Origin of the sequence: Bacillus oleivorans (assembly GCF_900207585.1) — a bacterium.
Classification (GTDB): Bacteria; Bacillota; Bacilli; order Bacillales; family JC228; genus Bacillus_BF; species Bacillus_BF oleivorans.
Genome location: NZ_OAOP01000003.1, coordinates 112027 through 134273 on the forward strand (window position 1 = coordinate 112027; position 22247 = coordinate 134273).

General features: G+C 38.6%; 23 protein-coding genes. 19 read left to right on the forward strand and 4 right to left on the reverse strand.

Features of this window, described 5'->3' with window-relative positions; all coding sequences use genetic code 11:
• Positions 1 to 31: 31 nt before the first annotated feature.
• On the reverse strand, positions 32 to 1450 hold the full coding sequence (gene nhaC / locus CRO56_RS07810; protein WP_097158058.1) for a Na+/H+ antiporter NhaC: 1419 nt from the start codon (positions 1448 to 1450) through the stop codon (positions 32 to 34).
• 678 nt (positions 1451 to 2128) lie between these two features.
• Positions 2129 to 2278 (reverse strand): hypothetical protein, encoded by a 150-nt coding sequence (locus CRO56_RS22825; RefSeq protein ID WP_179714210.1) that lies wholly within the window; start codon positions 2276 to 2278, stop codon positions 2129 to 2131.
• A gap of 218 nt (positions 2279 to 2496) precedes the next feature.
• On the opposite strand from CRO56_RS22825, the gene CRO56_RS07815 reads away from it, so the two are divergent.
• The 9 genes from CRO56_RS07815 to CRO56_RS23505 all read left to right on the forward strand — a co-directional run bounded on the left by CRO56_RS07815 (position 2497) and on the right by CRO56_RS23505 (position 11155).
• Positions 2497 to 3165: a GntR family transcriptional regulator gene (locus tag CRO56_RS07815; protein WP_097158059.1), complete on the forward strand. Its 669-nt coding sequence runs from the start codon at positions 2497 to 2499 to the stop codon at positions 3163 to 3165.
• Positions 3166 to 3208: 43 nt separating this feature from the next.
• A complete protein-coding gene (locus tag CRO56_RS07820; protein ID WP_097158060.1) occupies positions 3209 to 4408 on the forward strand; it encodes a CaiB/BaiF CoA transferase family protein in 1200 nt (399 codons plus the stop codon).
• A gap of 20 nt (positions 4409 to 4428) precedes the next feature.
• Positions 4429 to 5619, forward strand: a complete 1191-nt coding sequence (locus CRO56_RS07825; RefSeq protein ID WP_097158061.1) for a CaiB/BaiF CoA transferase family protein — start codon at positions 4429 to 4431, stop codon at positions 5617 to 5619.
• Positions 5616 to 6563 (forward strand): hydroxymethylglutaryl-CoA lyase, encoded by a 948-nt coding sequence (locus CRO56_RS07830; RefSeq protein ID WP_097158062.1) that lies wholly within the window; start codon positions 5616 to 5618, stop codon positions 6561 to 6563. The genes CRO56_RS07825 and CRO56_RS07830 overlap by 4 nt, the downstream gene beginning before the upstream one ends.
• 60 nt (positions 6564 to 6623) lie before the next feature.
• Positions 6624 to 7655: a tripartite tricarboxylate transporter substrate binding protein gene (locus CRO56_RS07835; protein WP_097158063.1), complete on the forward strand. Its 1032-nt coding sequence runs from the start codon at positions 6624 to 6626 to the stop codon at positions 7653 to 7655.
• A 44-nt stretch (positions 7656 to 7699) separates the two neighbouring features.
• Positions 7700 to 8179, forward strand: coding sequence for a tripartite tricarboxylate transporter TctB family protein (locus CRO56_RS07840; protein WP_097158064.1), 480 nt, complete (start codon positions 7700 to 7702; stop codon positions 8177 to 8179).
• 13 nt (positions 8180 to 8192) lie between these two features.
• Complete coding sequence (locus CRO56_RS07845) at positions 8193 to 9725, forward strand: tripartite tricarboxylate transporter permease (RefSeq protein ID WP_097158065.1); 1533 nt, start codon at positions 8193 to 8195, stop codon at positions 9723 to 9725.
• A 503-nt stretch (positions 9726 to 10228) separates the two neighbouring features.
• Positions 10229 to 10657: an AEC family transporter gene (locus CRO56_RS23500; protein ID WP_342745878.1), complete on the forward strand. Its 429-nt coding sequence runs from the start codon at positions 10229 to 10231 to the stop codon at positions 10655 to 10657.
• A gap of 6 nt (positions 10658 to 10663) precedes the next feature.
• On the forward strand, positions 10664 to 11155 hold the full coding sequence (locus CRO56_RS23505) for an AEC family transporter (RefSeq protein WP_342745879.1): 492 nt from the start codon (positions 10664 to 10666) through the stop codon (positions 11153 to 11155).
• Positions 11156 to 11220: 65 nt separating this feature from the next.
• On the opposite strand, the gene CRO56_RS07855 is transcribed toward CRO56_RS23505, so the two are convergent.
• The gene (locus CRO56_RS07855; RefSeq protein ID WP_097158066.1) at positions 11221 to 11730 is read right to left on the reverse strand and encodes a DinB family protein; all 510 of its coding nucleotides are present in this window, start codon (positions 11728 to 11730) and stop codon (positions 11221 to 11223) included.
• Positions 11731 to 11975: 245 nt separating this feature from the next.
• On the opposite strand from CRO56_RS07855, the gene CRO56_RS07860 reads away from it, so the two are divergent.
• The 3 genes from CRO56_RS07860 to CRO56_RS07870 all read left to right on the forward strand — a co-directional run bounded on the left by CRO56_RS07860 (position 11976) and on the right by CRO56_RS07870 (position 15900).
• The gene (locus CRO56_RS07860; RefSeq protein ID WP_097158067.1) at positions 11976 to 12416 is read left to right on the forward strand and encodes an Rrf2 family transcriptional regulator; all 441 of its coding nucleotides are present in this window, start codon (positions 11976 to 11978) and stop codon (positions 12414 to 12416) included.
• A 76-nt stretch (positions 12417 to 12492) separates the two neighbouring features.
• Positions 12493 to 13398 carry an NAD(P)/FAD-dependent oxidoreductase gene (locus CRO56_RS07865; RefSeq protein WP_097158068.1) on the forward strand — a complete coding sequence of 302 codons (906 nt, stop codon included), beginning with the start codon at positions 12493 to 12495 and terminating at the stop codon, positions 13396 to 13398.
• A 312-nt stretch (positions 13399 to 13710) separates the two neighbouring features.
• Positions 13711 to 15900 carry a peptidoglycan D,D-transpeptidase FtsI family protein gene (locus CRO56_RS07870; RefSeq protein ID WP_245855679.1) on the forward strand — a complete coding sequence of 730 codons (2190 nt, stop codon included), beginning with the start codon at positions 13711 to 13713 and terminating at the stop codon, positions 15898 to 15900.
• 194 nt (positions 15901 to 16094) lie between these two features.
• Here the strand turns inward: CRO56_RS07870 and CRO56_RS07875 are convergent, their stop codons facing one another.
• Entirely contained in the window at positions 16095 to 16841 is a 747-nt protein-coding gene (locus CRO56_RS07875) for a metal-binding protein ZinT (protein WP_097158069.1), read from the reverse strand.
• A gap of 549 nt (positions 16842 to 17390) precedes the next feature.
• Here CRO56_RS07875 and CRO56_RS07880 point away from each other — a divergent pair.
• The 7 genes from CRO56_RS07880 to CRO56_RS07910 all read left to right on the forward strand — a co-directional run bounded on the left by CRO56_RS07880 (position 17391) and on the right by CRO56_RS07910 (position 22137).
• On the forward strand, positions 17391 to 18065 hold the full coding sequence (locus CRO56_RS07880) for an HAD family hydrolase (protein ID WP_097158070.1): 675 nt from the start codon (positions 17391 to 17393) through the stop codon (positions 18063 to 18065).
• A gap of 281 nt (positions 18066 to 18346) precedes the next feature.
• Positions 18347 to 18685 (forward strand): hypothetical protein, encoded by a 339-nt coding sequence (locus CRO56_RS07885; RefSeq protein WP_097158071.1) that lies wholly within the window; start codon positions 18347 to 18349, stop codon positions 18683 to 18685.
• A 127-nt stretch (positions 18686 to 18812) separates the two neighbouring features.
• Positions 18813 to 19016: a DUF6199 family natural product biosynthesis protein gene (locus tag CRO56_RS23510; RefSeq protein ID WP_342745880.1), complete on the forward strand. Its 204-nt coding sequence runs from the start codon at positions 18813 to 18815 to the stop codon at positions 19014 to 19016.
• A 189-nt stretch (positions 19017 to 19205) separates the two neighbouring features.
• On the forward strand, positions 19206 to 20324 hold the full coding sequence (locus CRO56_RS07895; RefSeq protein WP_245855699.1) for a DUF1835 domain-containing protein: 1119 nt from the start codon (positions 19206 to 19208) through the stop codon (positions 20322 to 20324).
• A gap of 151 nt (positions 20325 to 20475) precedes the next feature.
• Positions 20476 to 20811 (forward strand): hypothetical protein, encoded by a 336-nt coding sequence (locus CRO56_RS07900; protein ID WP_097158072.1) that lies wholly within the window; start codon positions 20476 to 20478, stop codon positions 20809 to 20811.
• Between the two features lie 185 nt (positions 20812 to 20996).
• The gene (locus CRO56_RS07905) at positions 20997 to 21521 is read left to right on the forward strand and encodes an RNA polymerase sigma factor (protein WP_245855703.1); all 525 of its coding nucleotides are present in this window, start codon (positions 20997 to 20999) and stop codon (positions 21519 to 21521) included.
• Entirely contained in the window at positions 21508 to 22137 is a 630-nt protein-coding gene (locus CRO56_RS07910) for a nuclear transport factor 2 family protein (RefSeq protein ID WP_097158073.1), read from the forward strand. Before CRO56_RS07905 ends, CRO56_RS07910 begins: the two co-directional genes overlap by 14 nt.
• Positions 22138 to 22247 lie beyond the last annotated feature (110 nt).

The window sequence follows — 22247 nt, forward strand, 5'->3', positions numbered from 1 at the left end:
ATACTCCGCCATCAATCGTGTAATCTTACATTTATACTAAATCTGTTGTTTGGGATGCATTTTTTTCTACTTTTATTTCAGTTGGTTTAACCTTAGATATACCAAAGCCAGTCAAAATATAGATAATGGCAAAAACGATTCCGAGGTAGAGCATTGGGGCAAAAAGTGCATATTCACCAGTCGGGACCCCAAGAGTTTGTGCGATAAAAGCTCCTGTAACACTCCATGGGATTAAAGGGGCCAATGCAGTTCCTGTATCTTCCAATGTTCTTGAGAAGTTTTTACGGTGTAGCCCGTATTTGTCATACATGGATTTCATCATCGGACCTAAGACAGCAAAAGTTACATAATAGCTGCCTGTAATAATAAAGATAAAGGAGTGAAGAGATAAGTTAGATAGCATCATAGTTTTCCCCGTTTTAGCCAATTTTTGAATGGAATCAAGGATTATATCTATAACACCAGCTGTTCGTAAGGGTGAACCGAAAATGGCTGCCGCTATTAAGAGAGCAACTGTACCTAACATACTTGAAAGTCCGCCCCGTTGCAGCATAGTATCAACGATTTCGACCTCTGTTGAACCCGTAAAACCATTATTTAAAGCGGCTGCAATTTCTGCGGGCCCTTTGCCTTGAAATATCGCTGCGAGTAAGCAGCCAAGTATAATTCCTACGCCAAATACAGGCAGTGTAGGTTTATTTTTGTAAATCATAATTAATATGATAATAGGCGGAAGAATTAGCAAGGGATTAAGGTTGAAATGAGAATCCAAGGTAGACATAATAGTGGAAATATTCTCGTCTGCAATTTGTCCGCTATATTGAAAACCTATCACCAGATACAAAATTAATGAAATCATTAAACCTGGAACCGTTGTATATAACATATGTTTCATATGATCTACAAGTTTTACATCCGAAACAGCTGCTGCCATAACGGTTGTATCTGAAAGAGGGGACATCTTATCACCGAAGATCGCTCCAACTACGATGGCTCCAGCTGTGTAATGTAAAGGTATGCCAAGTCCCAAAGATACCCCCATGAATGCCACGCCAATCGTTCCAATTGTTCCCCAGGATGTTCCAGACATAATGGACATTAAACAACAAGCTATACAGGCTACGAAAAGAAAAATACTTGGTTCAATCAGGAGGAGACCATAATAAACAATAATGGGAATGGTTCCAGAAAGCATCCAGATTCCGACCATCATACCGACAGCGAGCAAGATGAGAATAGGTATGAACATAGCTTGCAAACTATTTAATATATCTTTTTCAATAGCATCCCATTTGATGCCCCATAATAAACAAAGGATGATCACAGCAGAGCCGGCTGTAAGTAAAACAATGGTAGAAGGTGCTTTAATATAAAGGATCCCTACAAATACAATTAAAATAGATATGGCAATCAGTGTAATCGCTTTCAAAGGCGATAAAGATGTATTCATGAATAATCCCCCAGTATGATCTTTTTCAAGAACTTAAGAAATAAGTGCAAACCTCACCACCACAACCGGTTTGCATTGGTTCAACGAAAGCTAGTACAACAAAAGTCTTTCTCCTTTCAATAAAATTTGTAATCCATGTGACGCTGCATATGGCTGACTAAATGCTACCATTCGATAAGGAGCGTAAACAGCAGAGCGCCGATTATGTGGATTTCCCGCTGGTCTATCGGCCAATAAAAATCCCTTCTAGTGACTAGATTAAAGTGCAATAGTCTGAAAATTACCTAAATTACAACTAATATAGGTTAAATATATAGCATACAAATTGATCAAGTCAATGTGAAATCATTATCATTAAGTAAGTATTTTATGTAAATATCTAAACATATGAATATTTTATCTTGTTTCGGATTACTAAATGGTATTTTGGAGTTAAAATAAGACTGAGGAATTAGAATGAAAACTAAAAAGGTTAACAGAGGATATTGGAATTGAACTATTACAAAGATTGCGTAAGGACAAGCAACAAGAACTCAAAAATGGAAGGCACAGTGTACTAAAGCAAAGGGAAATCGTCAAGTTCACTGAAAATACTAGCTTCGAAAAAATGAAAGCGAAGGTAAAAGCAGCCCCCTAAGAAGATGCAGAGTCAATGAAGACCTTCTGATTTACCGACTTTTATATATCATTTTCCATATCCCGCTGAATCAATCTTTTCACGTACGTCGAAAAATATTTATTTTTCATAGCGTGCTCATATAGTTTCGCTTCCATCGGATCTTCCAGCTGGAATGCGACAGATTTAACTACCTTTTTACCCTTTTCCATATAAATTCCACCTTTTGTTTGATACCTTTAATGTACCCCAGTATGAAACATAATATATCTGAACGACTTCTTCTAAATGGTAAGAAGTCGTTTATTATGTTTGTTTAAAATCATTTGTCGGAAAATTTAGATTGAAATCATTTATCTGAATTGTTAAAATTCAAATTGTATACAATATAATGGATTGAATACAAAGTAAGGTTGGAAAAGGTGAACCGATGGAAAACGATAAAAAATACAACTTGTATGAGCAAGTGTATTTATCAATCAAAGATGCAATTGTAAAGGGGAAATTAGCTCCGAATGAGCGGCTTCGGGAAATGAAGCTCGCTGAAATGTTCCATACGAGCCGAACTCCGGTAAGGGAAGCTCTTAGAAGACTGGAGAGGGAACGTCTCGTTACGTTAGAGCCTTCTGTGGGGGCGAAAGTGGCGGATTTAAATAAAGACACTGTTACCAGTGTTTATGAGTGCCGCTCTGTTTTGGAAGGATTGGCTGCAAGAAAGGCTTGTAATTTTATCAAAAAAGACGATTTTCTTCAGCTAGAAGAATTGACCATCCTGGCTCGTGAGTATTTCCAAGCCGGCAAATTAAATCGTGTCGTAGAGAAGAACACATTGTTTCATGAAAAGATTGTGCAGCTTAGCCGAAATCCATCGCTCATTCAAATGATGGAGCATATTCGGACTGAAATCCTCCGTTATCGGATTATGACCAGCTCGGTTGGCTTTCGTCCTGTTGCTTTTGATGAACATGAAGCGATTTTACAGGCGATCTACGAGGGGAATCCCGATCAGGCCGAAGAATTGATGAGAAATCACGTGCTGGATGATTTGCATAATTTTTTAAACGGATTAAATCAGCATCACGTGAATTTTAAAACCTAATAATGTAAGCGCTTCAAAAGAAGGGGAGGAGGTTCGATTATCTATGAAAACTGCCAATCTACCATTAGCAGGTATCAAAGTGTTAGAGATGGGGACATTGATTGCTGGTCCGTTTTCAACAAGAATTTTAGCCGAGTTTGGAGCAGAGGTCATTAAAGTAGAGTTGCCGAATAGCGGTGATCCGCTGCGAAAGTGGCGCGTGCTGCATAATGGTACTTCCCTTTGGTGGTATGTGCAATCGAGAAATAAGAAATGTATAACGGTTGATGTTCGAACGGAAGAGGGCTTGGAAGTTATCAAAGGCCTTTTAAAAGAATGCGATGTGTTTGTGGAAAATTTCCGCCCCGGTACTATCGCGAAATGGGGTCTGACGCATGAGGTTTTACAAGAAATTAATCCAAATCTTATTGTCAGCCATATTTCTGGATTTGGGCAGACAGGACCTTACGCTGACCGTGCCGGGTTTGGCTCTGTTGGGGAAGCGATGGGTGGACTGCGATATCTAACCGGTTATCCGGACCGTCCTCCAGTCAGGGTTGGAGTGAGCATTGGCGATTCTGTCGCTTCGCTTTACTCGGTTATTGGCATATTAATGGCGCTCTACCACCGTGATGTAAGAAATGGCGGCGGTCAAGAAATCGATGTCGCTCTTTACGAAGCGATTTTTAGCCTTATGGAAAGTCTCGTACCTGAATATGACAAGAAAGGTGTGATTCGGGAACGGACGGGTTCTACCTTTCCTGGAATTGTCCCGACCAATGTTTATCGAACAAAGGACGAAAAGTATATCGTGCTTGCCGCGAATGGAGATAAGATTTTCCAAAGACTGCTAAAGGTTATGGGAAGAGATGACTTAGTCGGGGATGAAAGATACCTGACCAATGATGGCCGCGTTCAGCACCAGGATTTTATCGAATCGATGATTGAAGACTGGGTCGGCCAGAACCAGCTGAAGGAGTGTCTTGACCAATTAAATGAAAACGCGATCCCGGCTGGGACCATCTATAATGCTGAAGACATTGTCAATGACCCGCATTATCAGGCGAGGGACATGATTGTAGAAATGGAGCATGAGGAGATTGGCAGGATGAAGGTACCCGGCATTGTGCCGAAGCTAAGTAAAACACCAGGTCAAATTAAATGGCTCGGAGCGAAAATTGGTGAGCATAATCTTGAGGTTTTAAAGGAAATTGGTTTAACAGATGAAATGATTGAGGATATGTCAAAACGGGGGGTTATTTAAAAATTAACAGAGGTGATTGCATGTCAGGTCCGCTTACAGGATTAAAAGTCTTGGATATTGCCACGGTGTATGCTGCGCCATTTGCAGCAGCCTTATTAGGGGACTACGGGGCAGAGGTGATTAAAGTTGAAATCCCTGGGAAAGGCGACCCAGTCCGGGGATTTCAGCCGATGCGGCTGGATGAATCAATCCCTTGGGCCACCGTTTCCCGCAATAAAAAGACAGTGACTCTTGATTTGCGTAAAGAAAAAGGGCAGGATGTCTTTTTAAAACTGTTAGCCAATCAGGATGTATTATTTGAAAACTTCCGCCCGGGCACGCTTGAAAACTGGGGCATCACGATGGAACGGATTCGAGAAGCGAACCCCAACATCATTGTTGTTCGTGTCAGCGGCTATGGACAAACGGGTCCAAAGCGGGAAGTGGCGGGCTTTGGCACGTCAGCGACCGCTTTTAGCGGCTATACCTATATAACCGGCGAGCCAGACCGGCCACCTTTAAATCCGCCGATATCGCTGGTTGATTATGTAACAGGCTTATTTGCCACCATCGGAGCTCTTACGGCTCTCTACCATCGGGATGTCTACGGCGGAGAAGGTCAGGAAATTGATGTTTCTCTTTATGAATCGATGTTCCGTCTATTAGATATTCTCGTCGCATCCTACGATCAGCTGGGATTGGTTATGGAAAGAAAGGGCAGTGACAATAGTCTGGCTGTTCCAGTTGGTACGTTTCAAACCACTGATAAGAAGTGGATGGTTTTGACGACCAGCACAGATCGTACCTTCTACCGCCTCGCCAAAATTATGGGCAGAGAAGATATGATCACGGATCCGCGCTACTCGACGAACAAAGCGCGAGAGAATAGACGGGCTGAACTGATGAGTATGGTGGCGGAATGGATTGGAACCTTTAAGGCGAAAGACCTTCAGGAGCTGTGTGATCAAAACGGAGTTCCGATTTCGCCGGTTTATTCGATTGAGGATATATTTAATGATCCGCAATATCAGTCGCGTCAGTCCATCATTGAGGTCGAACATGCGACCTTTGGAAAAGTGAAGCTTCCTGGCGTTATCCCTAAATTTTCGAAAACCCCAGGGTCAGTCAAGAAAACTGGCGCCGGCCTTGGCGAACACAACCTCGAAGTATACTCACAGCTCGGCTATTCACGAGAAGAAATAGAAGCATTCCAAAAGGAGGGAATTATATGAACTGGGAGCTCAATGATTTTATCAAGGTAAAAGATGTGGGACCGCGGGATGGTCTTCAGATGGAGAAAAATTTTATACCCACTGAGGAAAAAATTAAACTGATTAATGCCCTTTCTAAAACGGGTGTTCATGGCATTCAAGTCACTTCCCTCGTCCACCCCAAAGCCGTTCCGCAATTGGCAGATGCGGAAATTGTGATGAAAAACATCGAACGTCAAGCAAGTGTTAAGTATAGTGTCCTCGTACCAAATGAAAGAGGGGCCGAACGCGCCGTTCCTCTGCAGGCAGACGAATGGGAACTAATGCATTCGGTCACAGAATCCCATAGCCGGTCTAATGCCAACAAAAGCGTCGATGAAAGCCTAAAGGAACACGAAAGGGTTGTCAAAATTGCCCGAGAAAATAATGTGACAGTGCAAGGAGGAATGGCAACAGCATTAGGCTGTCCTTTTGAAGGGAAAGTCCCGTTTGAAAGAGTGCTATATACTGCAGAAGCTTATTATTCTATGGGAATTCGTCACATTGGGGTGGCTGATACAATTGGCTGTGCCGACCCAAAGCTTGTCTATACGACGATGAAGCGCCTGATTGATAAGTTTCCGGATGTAGAATTTAGCCTTCATCTTCACAATACACGAGGGATGGCTCTCGCCAATGTATTAGCCGGAATTAATGCCGGGGTCTTATATTTCGACGCATCGATTGGCGGTCTTGGCGGCTGTCCATATGCTCCAGGTGCAACCGGAAATGTAGCTACTGAGGATCTTGTTCACATGCTTGACTTAATGAATCTTCAAAGCGGTGTTGATTTAGATCAGCTCTTAACGATAGCAAAGGATGTTGAAAGATTAGTAGGACATAAATTGGAAAGTACGATTCATCGTGCGGGCCCATCTTACCAAATTCACCATGCACCAGCTGCTCAAGAAAAACTCGCAAAGTAAGGTTTCTAAAAGTGGATCTAGTTTCTAACTATTATTAAAAATTAATAGGGGGAGTTTTGCTTGAAATTTTTAAAATCGAAGTGGTCGTCACTATTCATGATGTTTGTATCTGTATTAGTCGTATTAGTTGGATGCAGTTCGAGTTCAAGCGGAGGAACGGGCGGAGCGGCTGGATCAAATGATTCAGATGTTTATTCTGACGGAAAGCCAGTCACCATTGTAGCACCTGCGTCCCCGGGAAGCGGTTGGGATTTGACTGCTCGTGCATTGGTAGAGGTATTTACGAAAGAAGAATTAGTTGACTTTCCAGTTCCTGTTGCAAACGAGGCAGGTGCCACCGGTGCAGTTTCTTTGTCCCAGCTAGTTACAGCGAAAAAAGGTGCGATGGATAAGATTAGTGTGACATCCACACCAATCATGTCCAATTATCTTCGCGGCCTATCCGAATATTCCTACGAAGATGTAACGATGATTACTAGACTAATGACGGAATACTATACCGTCGTTGTACCGAAGGATTCTAAGTATCAAACGTTAGAAGATTTATTAAATGATATAAAAGCCGATCCAAAAGCTGTGGCGATTGGCGCTTCTGGGGACGATCAGCTTCCGTTTGCTCTTTTAGTTGACGCAGTGGGTGGAGATGCGAAGGCAATTAATTTTATCTCATATGAAGGCGGCGGAGAAATAACAAATGCTCTGTTAAATGGTGACCTTGCTGCTGCTATGTCTGGGATCAGTGAATTTACCACTCAAATTGAAGCTGGCGAATTCCGTGCTCTTGTTGTAACGAGTGAGGAAAGACTTGGCGGTGTCATGCAGGACGTTCCAACTGCTGTTGAACAAGGCATAGATGTTACTTTTGGTAACTGGCGCGGACTGATGGGTCCACCAGATATGCCTGAAGAAGCTGTAGCGTATTGGGAGAATGTCATCGAAAAGGCGCTTCAGACTGAAACTTGGAAGGATTTAGCGGAAAAGAATCAATGGGAAACCACTTTTATGAAGGGTGAAGAATTCCAAAACTATTTAGATGAGGCAAATGAGGCTTATAAAGAAGGATTGGAAAAAACAGGTCAGCTTAAAAGATAATAGATAGTTAAACGTTTGTAAAAACATGAAAAAGAGGTGGTCATTTGAATAAGAATATCATTTCAGGAGTGGTGGTCTTAGCCTTTGCCGTAGTGTATACCGTTATGGCCTTCCGCTTACCGCCACCCGCATCAGGATCAGTGGTAATCGGACCATCTGTCTTTCCGGGAGCTATCGGAATTCTTTTAATTGTTACATCCGTAATCCTTGTCATTTCTGGATTTCTAGAGAGACGTCAAGATAAAGCCAAACAAGCAGCAAAGGATGGTTCAAAAGAGGAAGGAGAACCACAGGATAAAAAGAAGGTTTTCCTTCTTTCTCTTTTCCTGCTTGGGTATGTAGTTTTGTTTGTTCCATTAGGATACTTAATTTCTACTGCTCTTTTTATCTTAAGTGTCACGATGTATTTGGATCGAAAAGCATGGATTAGAAATGTGATTTATTCATTAGCCTTCCCCATTACCGTCTATTTTGTCTTTGATCGTGTGCTCTCAGTTTATTTACCGTTAGGTCCATTAGGTTAGGAGGTGGCTGTTAATGGATATCTTCTCCAATATCATCACAGGATTTAGTGCCGTATTATCATTGGAAACGCTAGCCTTTGCTTTTCTGGGGGTCTTGATAGGAACATTAACTGGGATACTCCCTGGAATCGGTCCGATTACAGCCATAGCTCTACTTATTCCTTTGGCCTATGGAATGGAACCAATGAGCGGTCTGATTATGCTGATTGGAATCTATTATGGCTCCATGTACGGGGGCTCAACCACAGCGATTCTTGTAAAAACTCCGGGAGAAGTTGCTTCGATAGTTACGACGCTGGATGGCTATGAAATGGCTAAACAGGGGAAAGCAGGCAGGGCTTTATCTGCGGCAGCGATTGGTTCTTTTATAGCGGGAACCCTTTCCACAATTGGACTGATGCTTCTTGCTCCAACTTTAGCTAAAGCTGCCTACTATTTTGGCTCTGCCGAGTATTTTCTCCTGATTGTTCTAGCGATGACGATGGTGTCCAGTCTAACGACCGGCTCTGCTTTAAAAGCTTATATTTCAACCTTATTTGGCCTATCGATTGCAATGGTTGGCATTGACCTGCAAACAAGTGTCCCGCGCTATACGTTTGGCATCCCCAACCTGTTAGACGGAATTGATTTTGTGCTTATCGCGATTGCGCTTTTTGCAATCCCAGAAGCACTTGAAAATATGGCGAGGAAGAGCAAATCTCGTAAGATGGACCTGCAAAATTTTAAAGGCTCCAAGTGGATGACGCGCGAGGATTGGAAAAGGTCTGTTGGTCCATTTGGAAGAGGTTCTGTATTAGGGTTTTTAATCGGAGTTCTTCCAGGCGTCGGCCCGTCTTTAGCTTCGTTTTTATCTTATGGAATGGAAAAAAAGCTGTCAAAGCATCCTGAGGAATTCGGCAAAGGAGCCATTGAAGGCGTATCAGGTCCAGAGGCAGCCAATAATGCCGGAGTGGGTGGGGCACTAGTGCCATTATTTACTCTCGGTATTCCCGGATCCGCAACGACTGCACTTTTAATGCTGATTTTTATGATGTACGGCCTCCAGCCTGGCCCTGGAATGTTTGATTCGAACCCGACGCTCCTATGGGCGATTATTGCCAGTATGTATATTGGAAACATCATGCTGTTAGTATTAAATCTTCCGTTGGTAGGAGTGTTTGCCTCCCTATTAAAAATACCGACCGTTCCTCTTTTTGTTGGAGTGGTTTCCTTTTCAGTACTAGGCGTTTATGGCATTAACTTTAACCAGTTCGATTTGTTCTTGTTATTCGGATTTGGACTTGTCGGATATGCGATGCAGCGCTTCGGTTTTCCGCTTGCTCCTGCTGTAATGGCCTTAGTTTTAGGTCCGTTATTAGAGCAAAATTTCCGCCGCAGTATGGAAATCACAAATGGCAGCCTGTTAACATTCGTAGAAAGACCAATTTCCCTGGTAATCAGTATCCTGATTGTTTTGATCGTATTTGTACCAATATTAAAAACTTTACTAAAGAATAAGAGAAATAAAAAAGAACACATAGATGCTAATATTGACAAACAGGCATAAAACGCTGCAACTGATAGAATACGATTCTTCGAAAAGAAGAGTCGTTTTTTGTGAAACAGAGGGACGGTTCTTCTGTTTCATCCTTCCTCGTCAGGCGAGAACTCTCCCTATGTTTATTCTGAAACACAAGGAACCGCCCCTGTTTTTTATGGGGCAGCGAAGGATTTACTCTCGGTTACGAAGGGATTACTCTCGGCAGCAGAGGATTTAGTCTCGGTAGCAGAGGATTTACTCTCGGTAGCGGAGCAATTACTCTCGGTAGCGGAGGATTTACTCTCGGTAGCGGAGCAATTACTCTCGGAAGCGTAGGATTTACTCTCGGTAGCGAAGGATTACTCTCGGCAGCGTTGGCGATACATCGGGACGGTTCTTCTGTTTCATCCTTCCTCCTTACGCAAGAACAATCCCTATGTTTGCTCTGAAACACAAGAACCGTCCCCGTGTTTCTGAAACACAAGAACCGTCCCCGTGTTACACTCTTTTGGGAATGAGGTTAGGGAGAGATGGCTGTCTTTTATCTAATTTTGATTGATGTGATATTGCCCGTTTTTATTCTGATTGGGGCAGGGGCCTTTTTACACAGAAAATATACTTTTGATCTCAATACGTTGTCGAAATTGACCACCTATTTTTTAATTCCTGCAATCAGTTTTGTCAATATATACGAAAGTGACATTAGGGGACAAACCATGCTGATTACGATCGGGTTGCTCACTTTGCATAACGCCTGCTTAATCCTGTTATGTTCAGCGACGGCTAAAGCTGCTAAATTTGAAGCAAGCCTGTCCTCCACTTTCAAAAATAGTATAGTGCTTATTAATGCCGGAAATTATGGGCTACCGGTCAGCCAATTAGTGTTTCAATCTAATCCGCTGGGAGCTTCGATTCAGGTGATCGTCCTCCTGTTTCAAAATTTCCTTAATTACACTTAAGGTTTGATGAATTGTATATCAGCCAAAAATACAGCCACTGCCTCCATGATAAAGGAACTTGTAAAAAACCCGATTATTTTTACTTCTATATTAGGTCTAGTTTTAAATATAATGTCAGTCGACATCCCAAGTGTGATATGGGGTCCAGTCGAAAATATAGCCAATGCTTTTATTGCGATTGCCCTGGTTACACTTGGTGCTCAGAGTGCCTATTTAAAATTAAACCGGGTTACGTTCCCGCTCGTTCTGAGTCTCATTGGAAGACTTATTGTATCTCCCGTAATAGCCATGATTTTCTTATGGATTTTTGGCATAAGCGGGACGGTGGCACAAGCTTTGTTTATTGCAAGCTCTTTTCCGAGTTCAAGGAATAGTGCTTTGTTTGCTTTGGAATATAATCATCACCCCGACCTCGCAGCCCAGATTGTGTTAGTCTCGACATTACTTAGCAGTTTAACAGTCACAATTGTTGTGTATGTATCGAAGATTTTGTTTTGAGGATTAAGATACAAAAAGCAGCCCTGTCAGGTACTCGTCAGGCTGCTTTTTATAGTCTGTACTTTTTATTCGACTCTTGATATCTGCATATTCTCATCGGCACTCGAACCGTAAACTGCAGGGACAGGGACATCAAGCAGTCGAAGATACACTGTTAGCTGTCCCCTATGATGGTACCAATGATTTAGCAACAATGTACGAACCATTTCTATTCGCGGTGCCTCCATGATTACGAAACCTTGATGGGTAAGCTTCCATGTCTCCATGAGGCCGGCCTCTCCCCATTTGAGAAATTTGTTTTCAACCGTTTTTATGTGTTTGTCCATCGTTGATAAAATCACATTCAAAGATGTTACTTTAGGCAGGGGAACGACTGGGACTTCGCGGACCGGTTCATCAAAAAACTCTGCTAAACCTCCAGGTACATCGGCGGTATGAAAAGCCAATTGACCCAATGACATAGATTTTTGATGCGGCTTCCAGGATAGTCTGTCTTCCGGCACCCTTTCGAGAACTCTCTTAGTCGCTTCGGATTCCCGTTTCAGTTCTGCGATCAACAAGTCAGATATTTTCATAAGAACTCCTCCTTATAAACGTAGTTAAGGTAACCATACTATAACGATAAATTAGATATTTCTTTTCGATTGCTAAAAAATAGTATGGTGCGATCGCACAGCGTTATTACTTTTGATTTAACCGTTACGATTGTTCTATATTTGTCGAAGATATTATTTTGAGAAGCAAGGAAAAAGTTATTTGACATATTTATATCATTAAGGATATTATAGACTTATTAAGTCTATAATTAGAAGGTGAGAAAGTGAAGTATTCTAAAGCAACTAATTATGCCCTCCACACAATTGTTTATTTGGCTCTATTACCAAGTGGAAAAACAATAGGGGTAAAGCCTTTGGCTGAAGTTCAAAAGGTGTCACCTACGTACCTTTCTAAAGTATTAACTACTTTAGTTAAAGCTGGTTTTATTGAATCAGTTACAGGAGTGAACGGTGGATATAAATTAATGAAAGATGTAAAAAGTATCACGTTTTTAGATATCATACATGCAATTGAAGGAACCACTTCAATGTTTAATTGCAGTTTAGATAATAATGTTCACGATAGACAAAATTGCTTAATTGAAAAAGTCATGAATGAAGCTGAACAAAAAATGGAAAATTATCTAAGTTCTCAAACGATTGAACATGTAGTACAACAGGTTAATGAAAAAATGATACATCAGATAAATTCCGCAGCCAATTAATTTTTTTTAATCCGATTATAGATTATAAATATCTTTAATATCTTTAATATCCTTAAAAATTAAATGAGGTGAAAAAATGATTTTAGATTGTGCAATTATAGGTGGCGGTCCTGCCGGATTGAATGCTGCTCTTGTATTAGGCAGAGCTAGAAGAAAAGTGATCCTCTTTGACAATGATCAGCCGAGAAATGCTGTTACACATGAGTCGCACGGATTTATTACGAGAGATGGTGTTTCACCAAAAGCGTTCAGAGACTTGGCTCATCAAGATATAAGGAAATATCCATCGGCAGAAATTAAAAAATTGAAAATTGCAGAAGTAAAAAGAGAGAGTAGTTCTTTGTTTAAGCTAGTAACTCATGAAGGTACATCCTATTTAAGCAGGAAAATTATCATTGCAACTGGCCTTAAAGAAAGCTTGCCTAATGTAAATGGGATTCGAGATTATTATGGAAAGAGTCTATTCAGTTGTCCTTATTGCGATGGCTGGGAATTAAGAGAACAACCTTTGGTACTTATCGCTGAAAACCAAAATGCTTCCCATTTGGCTAAGATGATTTATCAATGGAGTCATGACTTAGTTATTTGTACCAATGGCAACAAAATCATTTCAGAAACAGATGAGCAGTTACTGAAGAAAAAAGGGATTCGTATTAAGGAAGAACGAATCATTCATTTAAGTGGTTCAGATGGGAAATTAGAAACTGTGGTGTTTGAGGACGGTACCGAAATCAACCGATCAGGGGGTTTTGTTACGACTGAACTTAAGCCGGCCAATGATTTTGCACATTCACTGGGGTGTGAAGTGAATAAAAGCGGCGGAATTATCGTTGACGCTTTAGGCAGGACGAATGTTGATGGTGTATATGCAGCAGGAGATACAACTTTAGCTGGTCCTTCACAGTTAATCATCGCGGCTAGTGAAGGGAGTCGTGCTGCAGCTGGAGTCAATTATGATTTGACGATGGAAGAATTTAAATAAAACAAGAATAACAAAAAAATATGGACATGACAGTACAGTTGAATAAATCCTACTCAATTTAAATCAGAAAGATCGTCACTGCATGGTGGTCGATCTTTTTTCTTTTGTAATTTATTTCAGAAAATTGCGATAAGGACTGGAATATTATGTTAATATTAAATTATGGATCTTTAAATAAAGTAAACACAGAGAAACTAAAAAATAGATTGGTAGACTAAACGGGTGCTTTAATTCAGTAAGGGTGCTAAAGCGATAGCTGCATGAGCTGCTAACTGACTTTTTTCAATAAGAAAGAGAGGAGTGCGAAGGTTCATGGGAAAAAAGAAGAAAAGAAACCATATCCCCTTTCGTTTGAATATTTTATTCTTTTGTGTGTTTTTGTTATTTTCTATGCTCATTTTTAGATTAGGCGTTGTCCAAATCGTGAATGGGGAAGCATATTCGAAGAACATTGAACGGACAGAAGAAATTACAGTAAATAATTCTGTACCGCGGGGGAAAATGATCGATCGAAATGGGAAAGTAATCGTTGATAATATTCCGCTCAATGCGATTACGTACACGCAGGCCCAATACGCGGATCAAAACGAGATGCTTGAGGTAGCGAAGCGGTTGGCACTGCTCATTGAAAAAGATACGAAAGGGTTAACCGAACGTGAAAAGAAAGATTTTTGGTTAATGTCGTATCCAGAAGAGGCTGAAGCTCTCATCACCGATCAAGACAGACAAGATCTAAAGGATAAGAAAATTGATAGTCTATATCAAGTTCAATTAGAAAGAGTAACAGAAGATCATATCAAGTCACTTACAAAGGAAGAACTCGAAGTCGCTGCGATCTACTTTGAGTTTATTGGCGGCTATGCTCTTACTCCACAAATTGTAAAAAATGAAAATGTTACGGCAGAAGAATTTGCAGTTGTGAGTGAAAACTTAGAAGCTCTTCCAGGTGTAGATACGACTACCGACTGGGAAAGATACTATGCATTTGGTGATACACTGCAATCTTTGTTAGGCAAGGTAACGTCAGCTGAAGAAGGAATACCTCGTGAAGAATTAGATTATTATACATCACGAGGCTATAGTTTAAATGACCGCGTCGGAAAAAGTTATTTAGAAAAAGTGTATGAAGATCTCTTGCATGGGCAGAAGGCGAAGGTTAAAACCGTTACTGATAATAATGGAAACATTATTGATACAGAAGTGATTTCTGAAGGGGAACGAGGTAAAGACCTAATCCTGACGATTGACATGGAGCTGCAGCAAAAGGTTGAAAAAATAATTGAAGAAGAACTAATTGCTAAGAAAAATAATTATTCGGATACCGATTACTTAGATCGTGCATTTGTTGTGATTATGGATCCTTACACAGGTGAAATATTGACGATAGCAGGAAAACTGTATCAAAAGAATGAACAAACCGGCAAAATGGAGATGCAGGATTTCGCATTAGGAAATATATCTACTTCCTATGTAATGGGTTCCTCAGTTAAAGGGGCAACCGTACTAGCAGGGTATGAGGAGGGAGTCCTCCCGGTTGGAGGAAGGTTAGATGATGAAGTGATTCAAATTTATAAAACTCCACCAAAAAGTACTTATGGAGGAGCTCTTGGACCTATTGATGATCTAAGAGCTATCCGCAGATCTTCAAATGGATTCATGTATAAAATTGCAATTGGGATCGGTGATGGTCATTATCAGTACAACCAGCCATTGCCTTTACGAAAAGATTCTTTAGATATTTTTAGAAGGAATTTTGCCCAGTTTGGTCTTGGCGTTCCAACGGGGATTGATTTACCAAACGAGCAAGTCGGATATAAAGGTGAATTTGGGGCTGGTTTTGTATTAGACTTTTCAATTGGGAATTATGATTCATTTACTCCGCTGCAAATGGCCCAATATGTGTCGACAATTGCAAATGATGGCTATCGGATGAAACCTCAGTTAGTTAAAGAAGTTAGAGAACCTATATTAGACCAAGATCATTTGGGGCCGATTCTAGACACCTTTGATCCTGTTGTCTTAAACCGTTTAACCATGTCACCAGAAGAAATTGATCAGGTACAGCTTGGTTTTTATCAGGTAATGAATCATCCAGAAGGAACAGGACGTTCATTTATGGGCCTTCCTTATCAGCCAGCAGGAAAGACAGGAACAGCTGAGACATTTATTTATGACCCAGAGTTAGAAAGAGTTGTTCCGACTACTAATATTTCATTAGTCGGCTATGCACCTTACGAAAATCCTGAAATTGCAATTGCTGTTGTTGTTCCATCAGCTTATCAGGGTACAATCAAGACTGGACACAATATGAATTTAGATATCGGCAAAAAAGTATTCGATACTTATTTTGAATTAAAAAAGAGTCACAGCATTAAAAATGATCCTGTTCAAGGCATTGAAAATATTGAAGAAGTACAAGAAGGACAACAAACAATTCGAGAAAAAAATGAACAAGGAATGGCTGAAGAAGATACCACTCAAGAAGAGACCGAAACACCTTAAGATGGATTATGAACGAGTGTTTTGCACTGACTTTTCCACTTATTAGGGCGATGGAAGAGGGAACTTGGTAACCCTCTTCCAGACATATATAACCCAATATGCTTTATTTTGTTAACCTTTTTTAGCAGGATTCTAGTTTAATAAAGGTTAAATCATAGATACTCGTCAAAGTAATGACCATAGTGACTCCTAATTTAATGCACCATCATTTCATGGGCAATGTCATGGCCATCCATTTCTGATGGGTAGTAGGTAGGCCAGTTTTTGACTTGATCCAATAAAGCTTCACGGTCCTCACCCCAATACAGATGGAAGTGATCAGATGCATTCGGATAGATGCTATGATCACTAAATTGAATATACTGAGGAAGTCCTTCAGCTTTTTTTGCTAGTTTAAATATGTATCTTACTCCTCTATTTCCCGCATCATAGGTTAGAATTTCGTAACCATTATAGGTATACTCACCAGAATATTCTTCTCCATTTTTGAAGAACGTTACAGTATCCTCTTGAATTACGATACGGTCAACCTCTGTTTGATACCCTTCATTATAATACTTCTTATATTCTTCAGCTGTCATGTCACCTTCATGTTCTGCTTTATAAGCAAATACCTCGTCAAGCGTACCATCTTGTAGATATGGATATACAGATTGCCAGTCTCCTTCCCAATCGGAGAGTGAACGATCCTTCACTTGGCTGTCTTCAAAATAGCCATCATAAATTTTCTCTGTTTCTTCATCATGTGCATGATTGTGATTGTGATCGTGTTCACCCTCATGTGTGTGACTTTCAGATGTTTGCTCTTGCTTTTCAACTGATGAGGGTGATGTTGTTTCATTATCAGCAGACTCGCCTTCAGATGGACCTGAAGTCTGACACCCTGCAAGCAGTAAACTGATAGCAAATAAGCTTAACCCTTTTGCAAATGAAATCTTCATTTATAACACTCCTTTTTTTTTTGTAAATCGTAATCATTACGATTTACATTTTACATATACCTTGTGTGAACGTCAAGGAAAAATGTACCGATTTAAACCTTAACTATTTCATTAAAGGTTCACTAACACTACGGGGAATTAGTTGAATCTCCAAACGGTGATTTTGACTTTAATAGTCTGAGCTTTATTGAAGTTTTAAACTATTGGCAGGGTTTATTTAGAAGAATGGGTACAAGCAAAATGTTTACAAACCATTTCTAATACAGAAATCCATTCATGGAATAATATGTTAAAATTGTATGTAAATTAATATCGATTCCAGGTGATGCGATAAAAGATATCGAAAATAAGGAAGATACCAAGAAATATCTAAAACAAATTTAAAAGACATGCGAAAACATGTCCTTTTTAACCGGTAGCGTTAATTCAAACTAGATTTGGCCTATTTGTTGAAGTTATTGCTAAAGGTTCAGTTTAGTAAAAGAAGGTCTTTATGCTATCTTTAAAGAAAAATATGAGTATTCTTAAATTTGAGAGTTGGGGTTAAAAGTGATTAAAGCTGTGATATTTGATTTAGATGGAACTTTACTAAATAGAGATGATTCAGTAAAAATATTTATAGATAGGCAATACGAAAGATTAAATAAACAGGTAGGACATATCTCTAAAGAGAAGTATGTGACAAGATTTATAGAATTGGATAAGCGAGGGTATGTTTGGAAAGATAAAGTTTATCAACAGTTAGTCGATGAATTTAATATCGATGGATTAACTTCGGAAGAACTACTTCATGATTACATCAATGAGTTTAAGAACAGTTGTGTTCCTTTTGATAATCTAACTAAAATGTTGAGAGAATTGAAAAGCAGCAATTGTCTTTTAGGATTGATTACAAATGGGTATGGACAATTCCAAATGAATAACATAAAGGCTTTAGGCATTGAAAAGTATTTTGATGTTATCTTGGTATCTGAATGGGAAGGTATAAAAAAGCCAGATCCTGAAATATTTTACAGAGCTATTAAAAAACTTAATATATCACCTAATGAAAGCATATTTATGGGGGATCATCCAGAAAATGATGTTAAAGCCGCCCAAAAGATTGGGATGAAAGGAATTTGGAAGAAAGATTTCCAATGGAATAATGTCGATGCAGATTACATCGTTGAAGATCTGGCAGAAGTTCCTTTAATTATTGCCAATCTAAACAAACAACTAAACTAAAAATCCTAGTTTAAATCGCTATTCTAATTTCATAGGAGTTACCTTCCCTGCCCTGCTTTATGAGTGGGCATATTTCCAGCCTTAATTTATCTCCATTTAAGTTTATTTCTGAATTTTGTTTTATCACGATTTGCAAATTTATAATGATATTCGTCTTCAACAAACGGGGGCAAGAGCTTAACAACAACGGGCTTTGCAACCCTTTTTTCTTATTGTTCTAACGGAGCAGATTAGCTTAAGAAGGGATACAAATATCTTGGTAAAGTTAGGGGGAGATCTGGATGAATAATCATATAAAAAAAGAAATAACACTACTATTGATTTTACTGGGGTCAATCTTGGCTTTATTCATTATTGGATTTACATTGTACTCTTTAATAAAACCAGATTATCACGGTGTAATCAGGTCCATAGATGGTACAAAGTTGACTGTTTCACCAATTAAAATGGACCCTGAAGTTGACTATATTTTTCCCGAGTTTCACTTTAATCAAGATACAAACATAGTTGAAAATGGTCACAAATTGAGCGAATTAGCAAATAATCAAGAAGTAAAGATTTGGGTGGAAATGAAAAATGAAAAGGAAGTTGCAACTAAAATAAAAATTATTAATAAATAATCTGATTGCAGCTCTGGTTTGACCGTTTTGACCAACGGAACTGTAGTATTTTATAAAAAATGAAACAATAAAATGATCAAATCGTATTTTGGGTAATGATTTGATTTTTTGAGGAGTGATCTTTTAAATGGCCGTTGGTATAATTCTAATAATTAACGGTGTTATTATGCTAATAAACCCGTCTATTATATGGTTCATAACGGAGAGTTGGAAATCAAATGACTTTGCGGAACCATCCATTTTGTACATATGGTCAACACGTTTCGGTGGGATAATATCGACTCTGTTAGGCATCGTCTGGATTGTTAAATATTTTCGTTCCAAGAAATGATATTAATAAAATTTAAGGTTGCTAGACAAAAAAGGTCGTCAGAATAGACGATCTTTTTTATTTTTCCATCCTTTTCATAAACTCGCAGTTCATGACTGGAATATCATGTTAAAATTGGTTTACTCAATCTCAAACTCACGATACAGGTAATTTGAAATAAAAAATTCAGCAGGTAATGTGGAAAAGGAGTTGCTTCCAATTAAAACTAAAATCAATGATCGATTTATCTATTTTTTGATTGAACCAAATGTAGTTTTAGCTTATCGGATTGAAACACACAATTATATAACGGTTTCGGATTTGCGTGACATGAACAAGTGTGAGACATTTGAAATCAATGATAGAGATGATTTTGAAACGTTTAATCATCATGAAAGACAGGGAGATGAAGGAAAAGCGTTCTTTGTAAATCAGGAAGATATGAACAAGATGGTGGAGGAAATAAATAAACATATTCAAAAATATCGACATTTAAAGGGGCTGGGGAATCAATCAGGTGCGGTTCATATCGTTACTTCAGAATCTGCAGCCGGTTCTTTAAGAGTAAGTCTTGAAAGACCAAAGACTGTAATTGGATTTCCAGAATCCTTTTCGATTGGACCATTATGGAAATTACATGAGAAAATAGGCCAATCATATCGAAATGAATGGTTATTTGAAAATATTAATTATGAGCAGGAAAATTATGAATATGAAAATAAATTTATCAATACATTGCGTGAGATTGAGGATATAGCAAATAATGTTCCAATCTATATTTGGTATGGGAATAATGCTGATGAACAAACAGGTCTCCGTTTTTTCCTCTATTTATTGAGAGAAAAGACAAATGAGATTTTTCTTATGAACGCAACTGAACTCTATGAGAGATATGGTACTAACGAAGAAGAGCAACCTTATCTCCATACAAGTCAAATGGAGCCAAAAAATTTAAGACTGTTCTATGAAAATAACAACGAGAAGAAACCATTATCCGATAGAGAGCGTATGCAATTTAATCAGGAATGGGAAAAACTATCCGAAACAAAAGAAGTTTTACGTTTATGGATAGACGATGAAATTAAAGGTGTACCAGAATATCATTATGATTCACTAATCATCGAAACAATAGAAAAGCTACACCATAAGCAAGGAACGAAAGATTATATCAAGACCGGAAGCGTGATAGGAGAAATTTTGACACAAATGGATGCGTATATAAATATTTTCTTTTTAGAATATCGGATTCGGCATTTAGTATACAGTGGAGTACTCGCGTTAAAGGGAATACCCAAATCAATGAGACATTATAGTGTAAAACTTCGGTGATTCTTTCCCTATTAGGTTTTTGAGTTAACGGGGGCGTTGATCGAAGAATGATGAAGTAATTGAACTAATGGAGCATTAGTTAAAGAAAATAGGATTGTAATACAGGCTGCATGTATTATTGTAAGAGGCACACTTAAAAGGTGGAATGAAGATGAGAAAAGTAGGGGTTTTTGTAGGAGTGACAGCTGGAATCTTTAGTATGTTTTTATGGGTTGTATTTAGTTTTTTTAATCCTTACTCTACTCCATCTGCTGAACCTACTTTAAACACTTTTGTAACACTGTTTCTTCCTGCCTGTCTAGCAATCTTTGCATCATTAACCTCTAAGAAATTCTTAATGTTAGCTGCTTTTTTATGGTCATTACCAATTAGTTACTATGTATTGCTTACTCCCAGTATTTTTGCATTGTTTGGAGTTACTTGTATTTTATATTTTCTTAGTTTTCTTTTGCTGCTTTTTACCAAAGACCATAATTTGAATGTGTAGGAGGATTCCAAGATGAACTGCACCCCAAATGTTAGACACTAACTAACATTTGGAGGTGCATTTTTTTATGGCAGAAAGTTAAAGTTTAATATAATGAAAGTTTTAAAAAAAAAATGATGTGTAACCTTTTATATGCTTTATCCGTTTTTACAGTGAAAAAAGAAATGTAGAAGGAGGATGAATTTTTGGACCCAAACATTATTAAGCAACAAATAAATAGTTGGTATCACGAGTACAGTAATGACATTTTTAGATATGTCTTTTTTATGATAGGTGATCGGGACCAGACAAATGATATTTTACAGGATACTTTCCTCCGTGCATACAGCCATTATGAATCCTTTAACGGAGAAAATGTAAAAAGCTGGCTTTTTAAAATAGCTCGAAACTTAACTATTGATTTTATAAGAAAGAAAAAACCTAGTTCTTCTATTTCTAATTTGTTTCCAGCCTTTAAAGCCATTGAGAAAACACCTGAAGACATTACGATATTTAATGAATTTGAAAGGCAATTATTTATTTCATTGAATCGGATTAAACGTTCATATAAAGATGTCATTATTTTAAGGAAAATTAAAGAAATGTCTATCAGTGAGACCGGAAGAATTTTAGGTTGGAGTGAAAATAAAGTCAAGGTTAATTTGTTCAGAGGGATGAAAGCGTTAAGAAAGGAACTAGAAAAGGAGGGATATCATAATGAAACGATTTAATGCAGAAATGAATGAGTATGATCAAGATTTTAAATCTATGAAAAATCAGATTAACATGACTGAAGAAGAACAACATTATATTTTGCATCAAATCAATACTAAAATAGAAGGAAGATTACTAAATACAAAGAAATCACCTGATAAATGGAAATATTACATTGCATTAGCAGCAACCTTCCTTGTATTAATCATAGTATCAGTACCTTTTCTAAGTAATGTTTTGGAAGAAGGAACAGGTCTTTTTGAACATAATACGACAGCTGAAGAAATGGTTGAAAAGCATTATGAAGCTTATAACAACAAGGACTTTGATACTTATTATGATATGATGAGTAAACGATTAATGGAGCAATTTGAAGAATCGTATATTTACGATTACCCTTCCGTTAGATATCGACTTATAAAATCATGGGAAAGGAATTGGAGACCTGTTGAAGTTATCAAAATTGAAGAACAAAGCGGAGGAACCGAAAAGGGTACAATTGTAGCTGCAACGGTGCATTATCCAAAGTGGGGCACTAGTCCTGAATCAACCATCATCATGACTTATAAACTGATCAAAGAAAATGGAGAATGGAAATTTGATGAAGTCATTAGTGACGAAAAAATTCAATAGAGATTTTATTTGATTGATGAAAAGATCATACATTAACTGTGGCTTTGTTACTGTCTGGGAAGGAGCGTTAATTCAAGGATTAACGCTATTTTTTGTTGAAAATGTTTGAG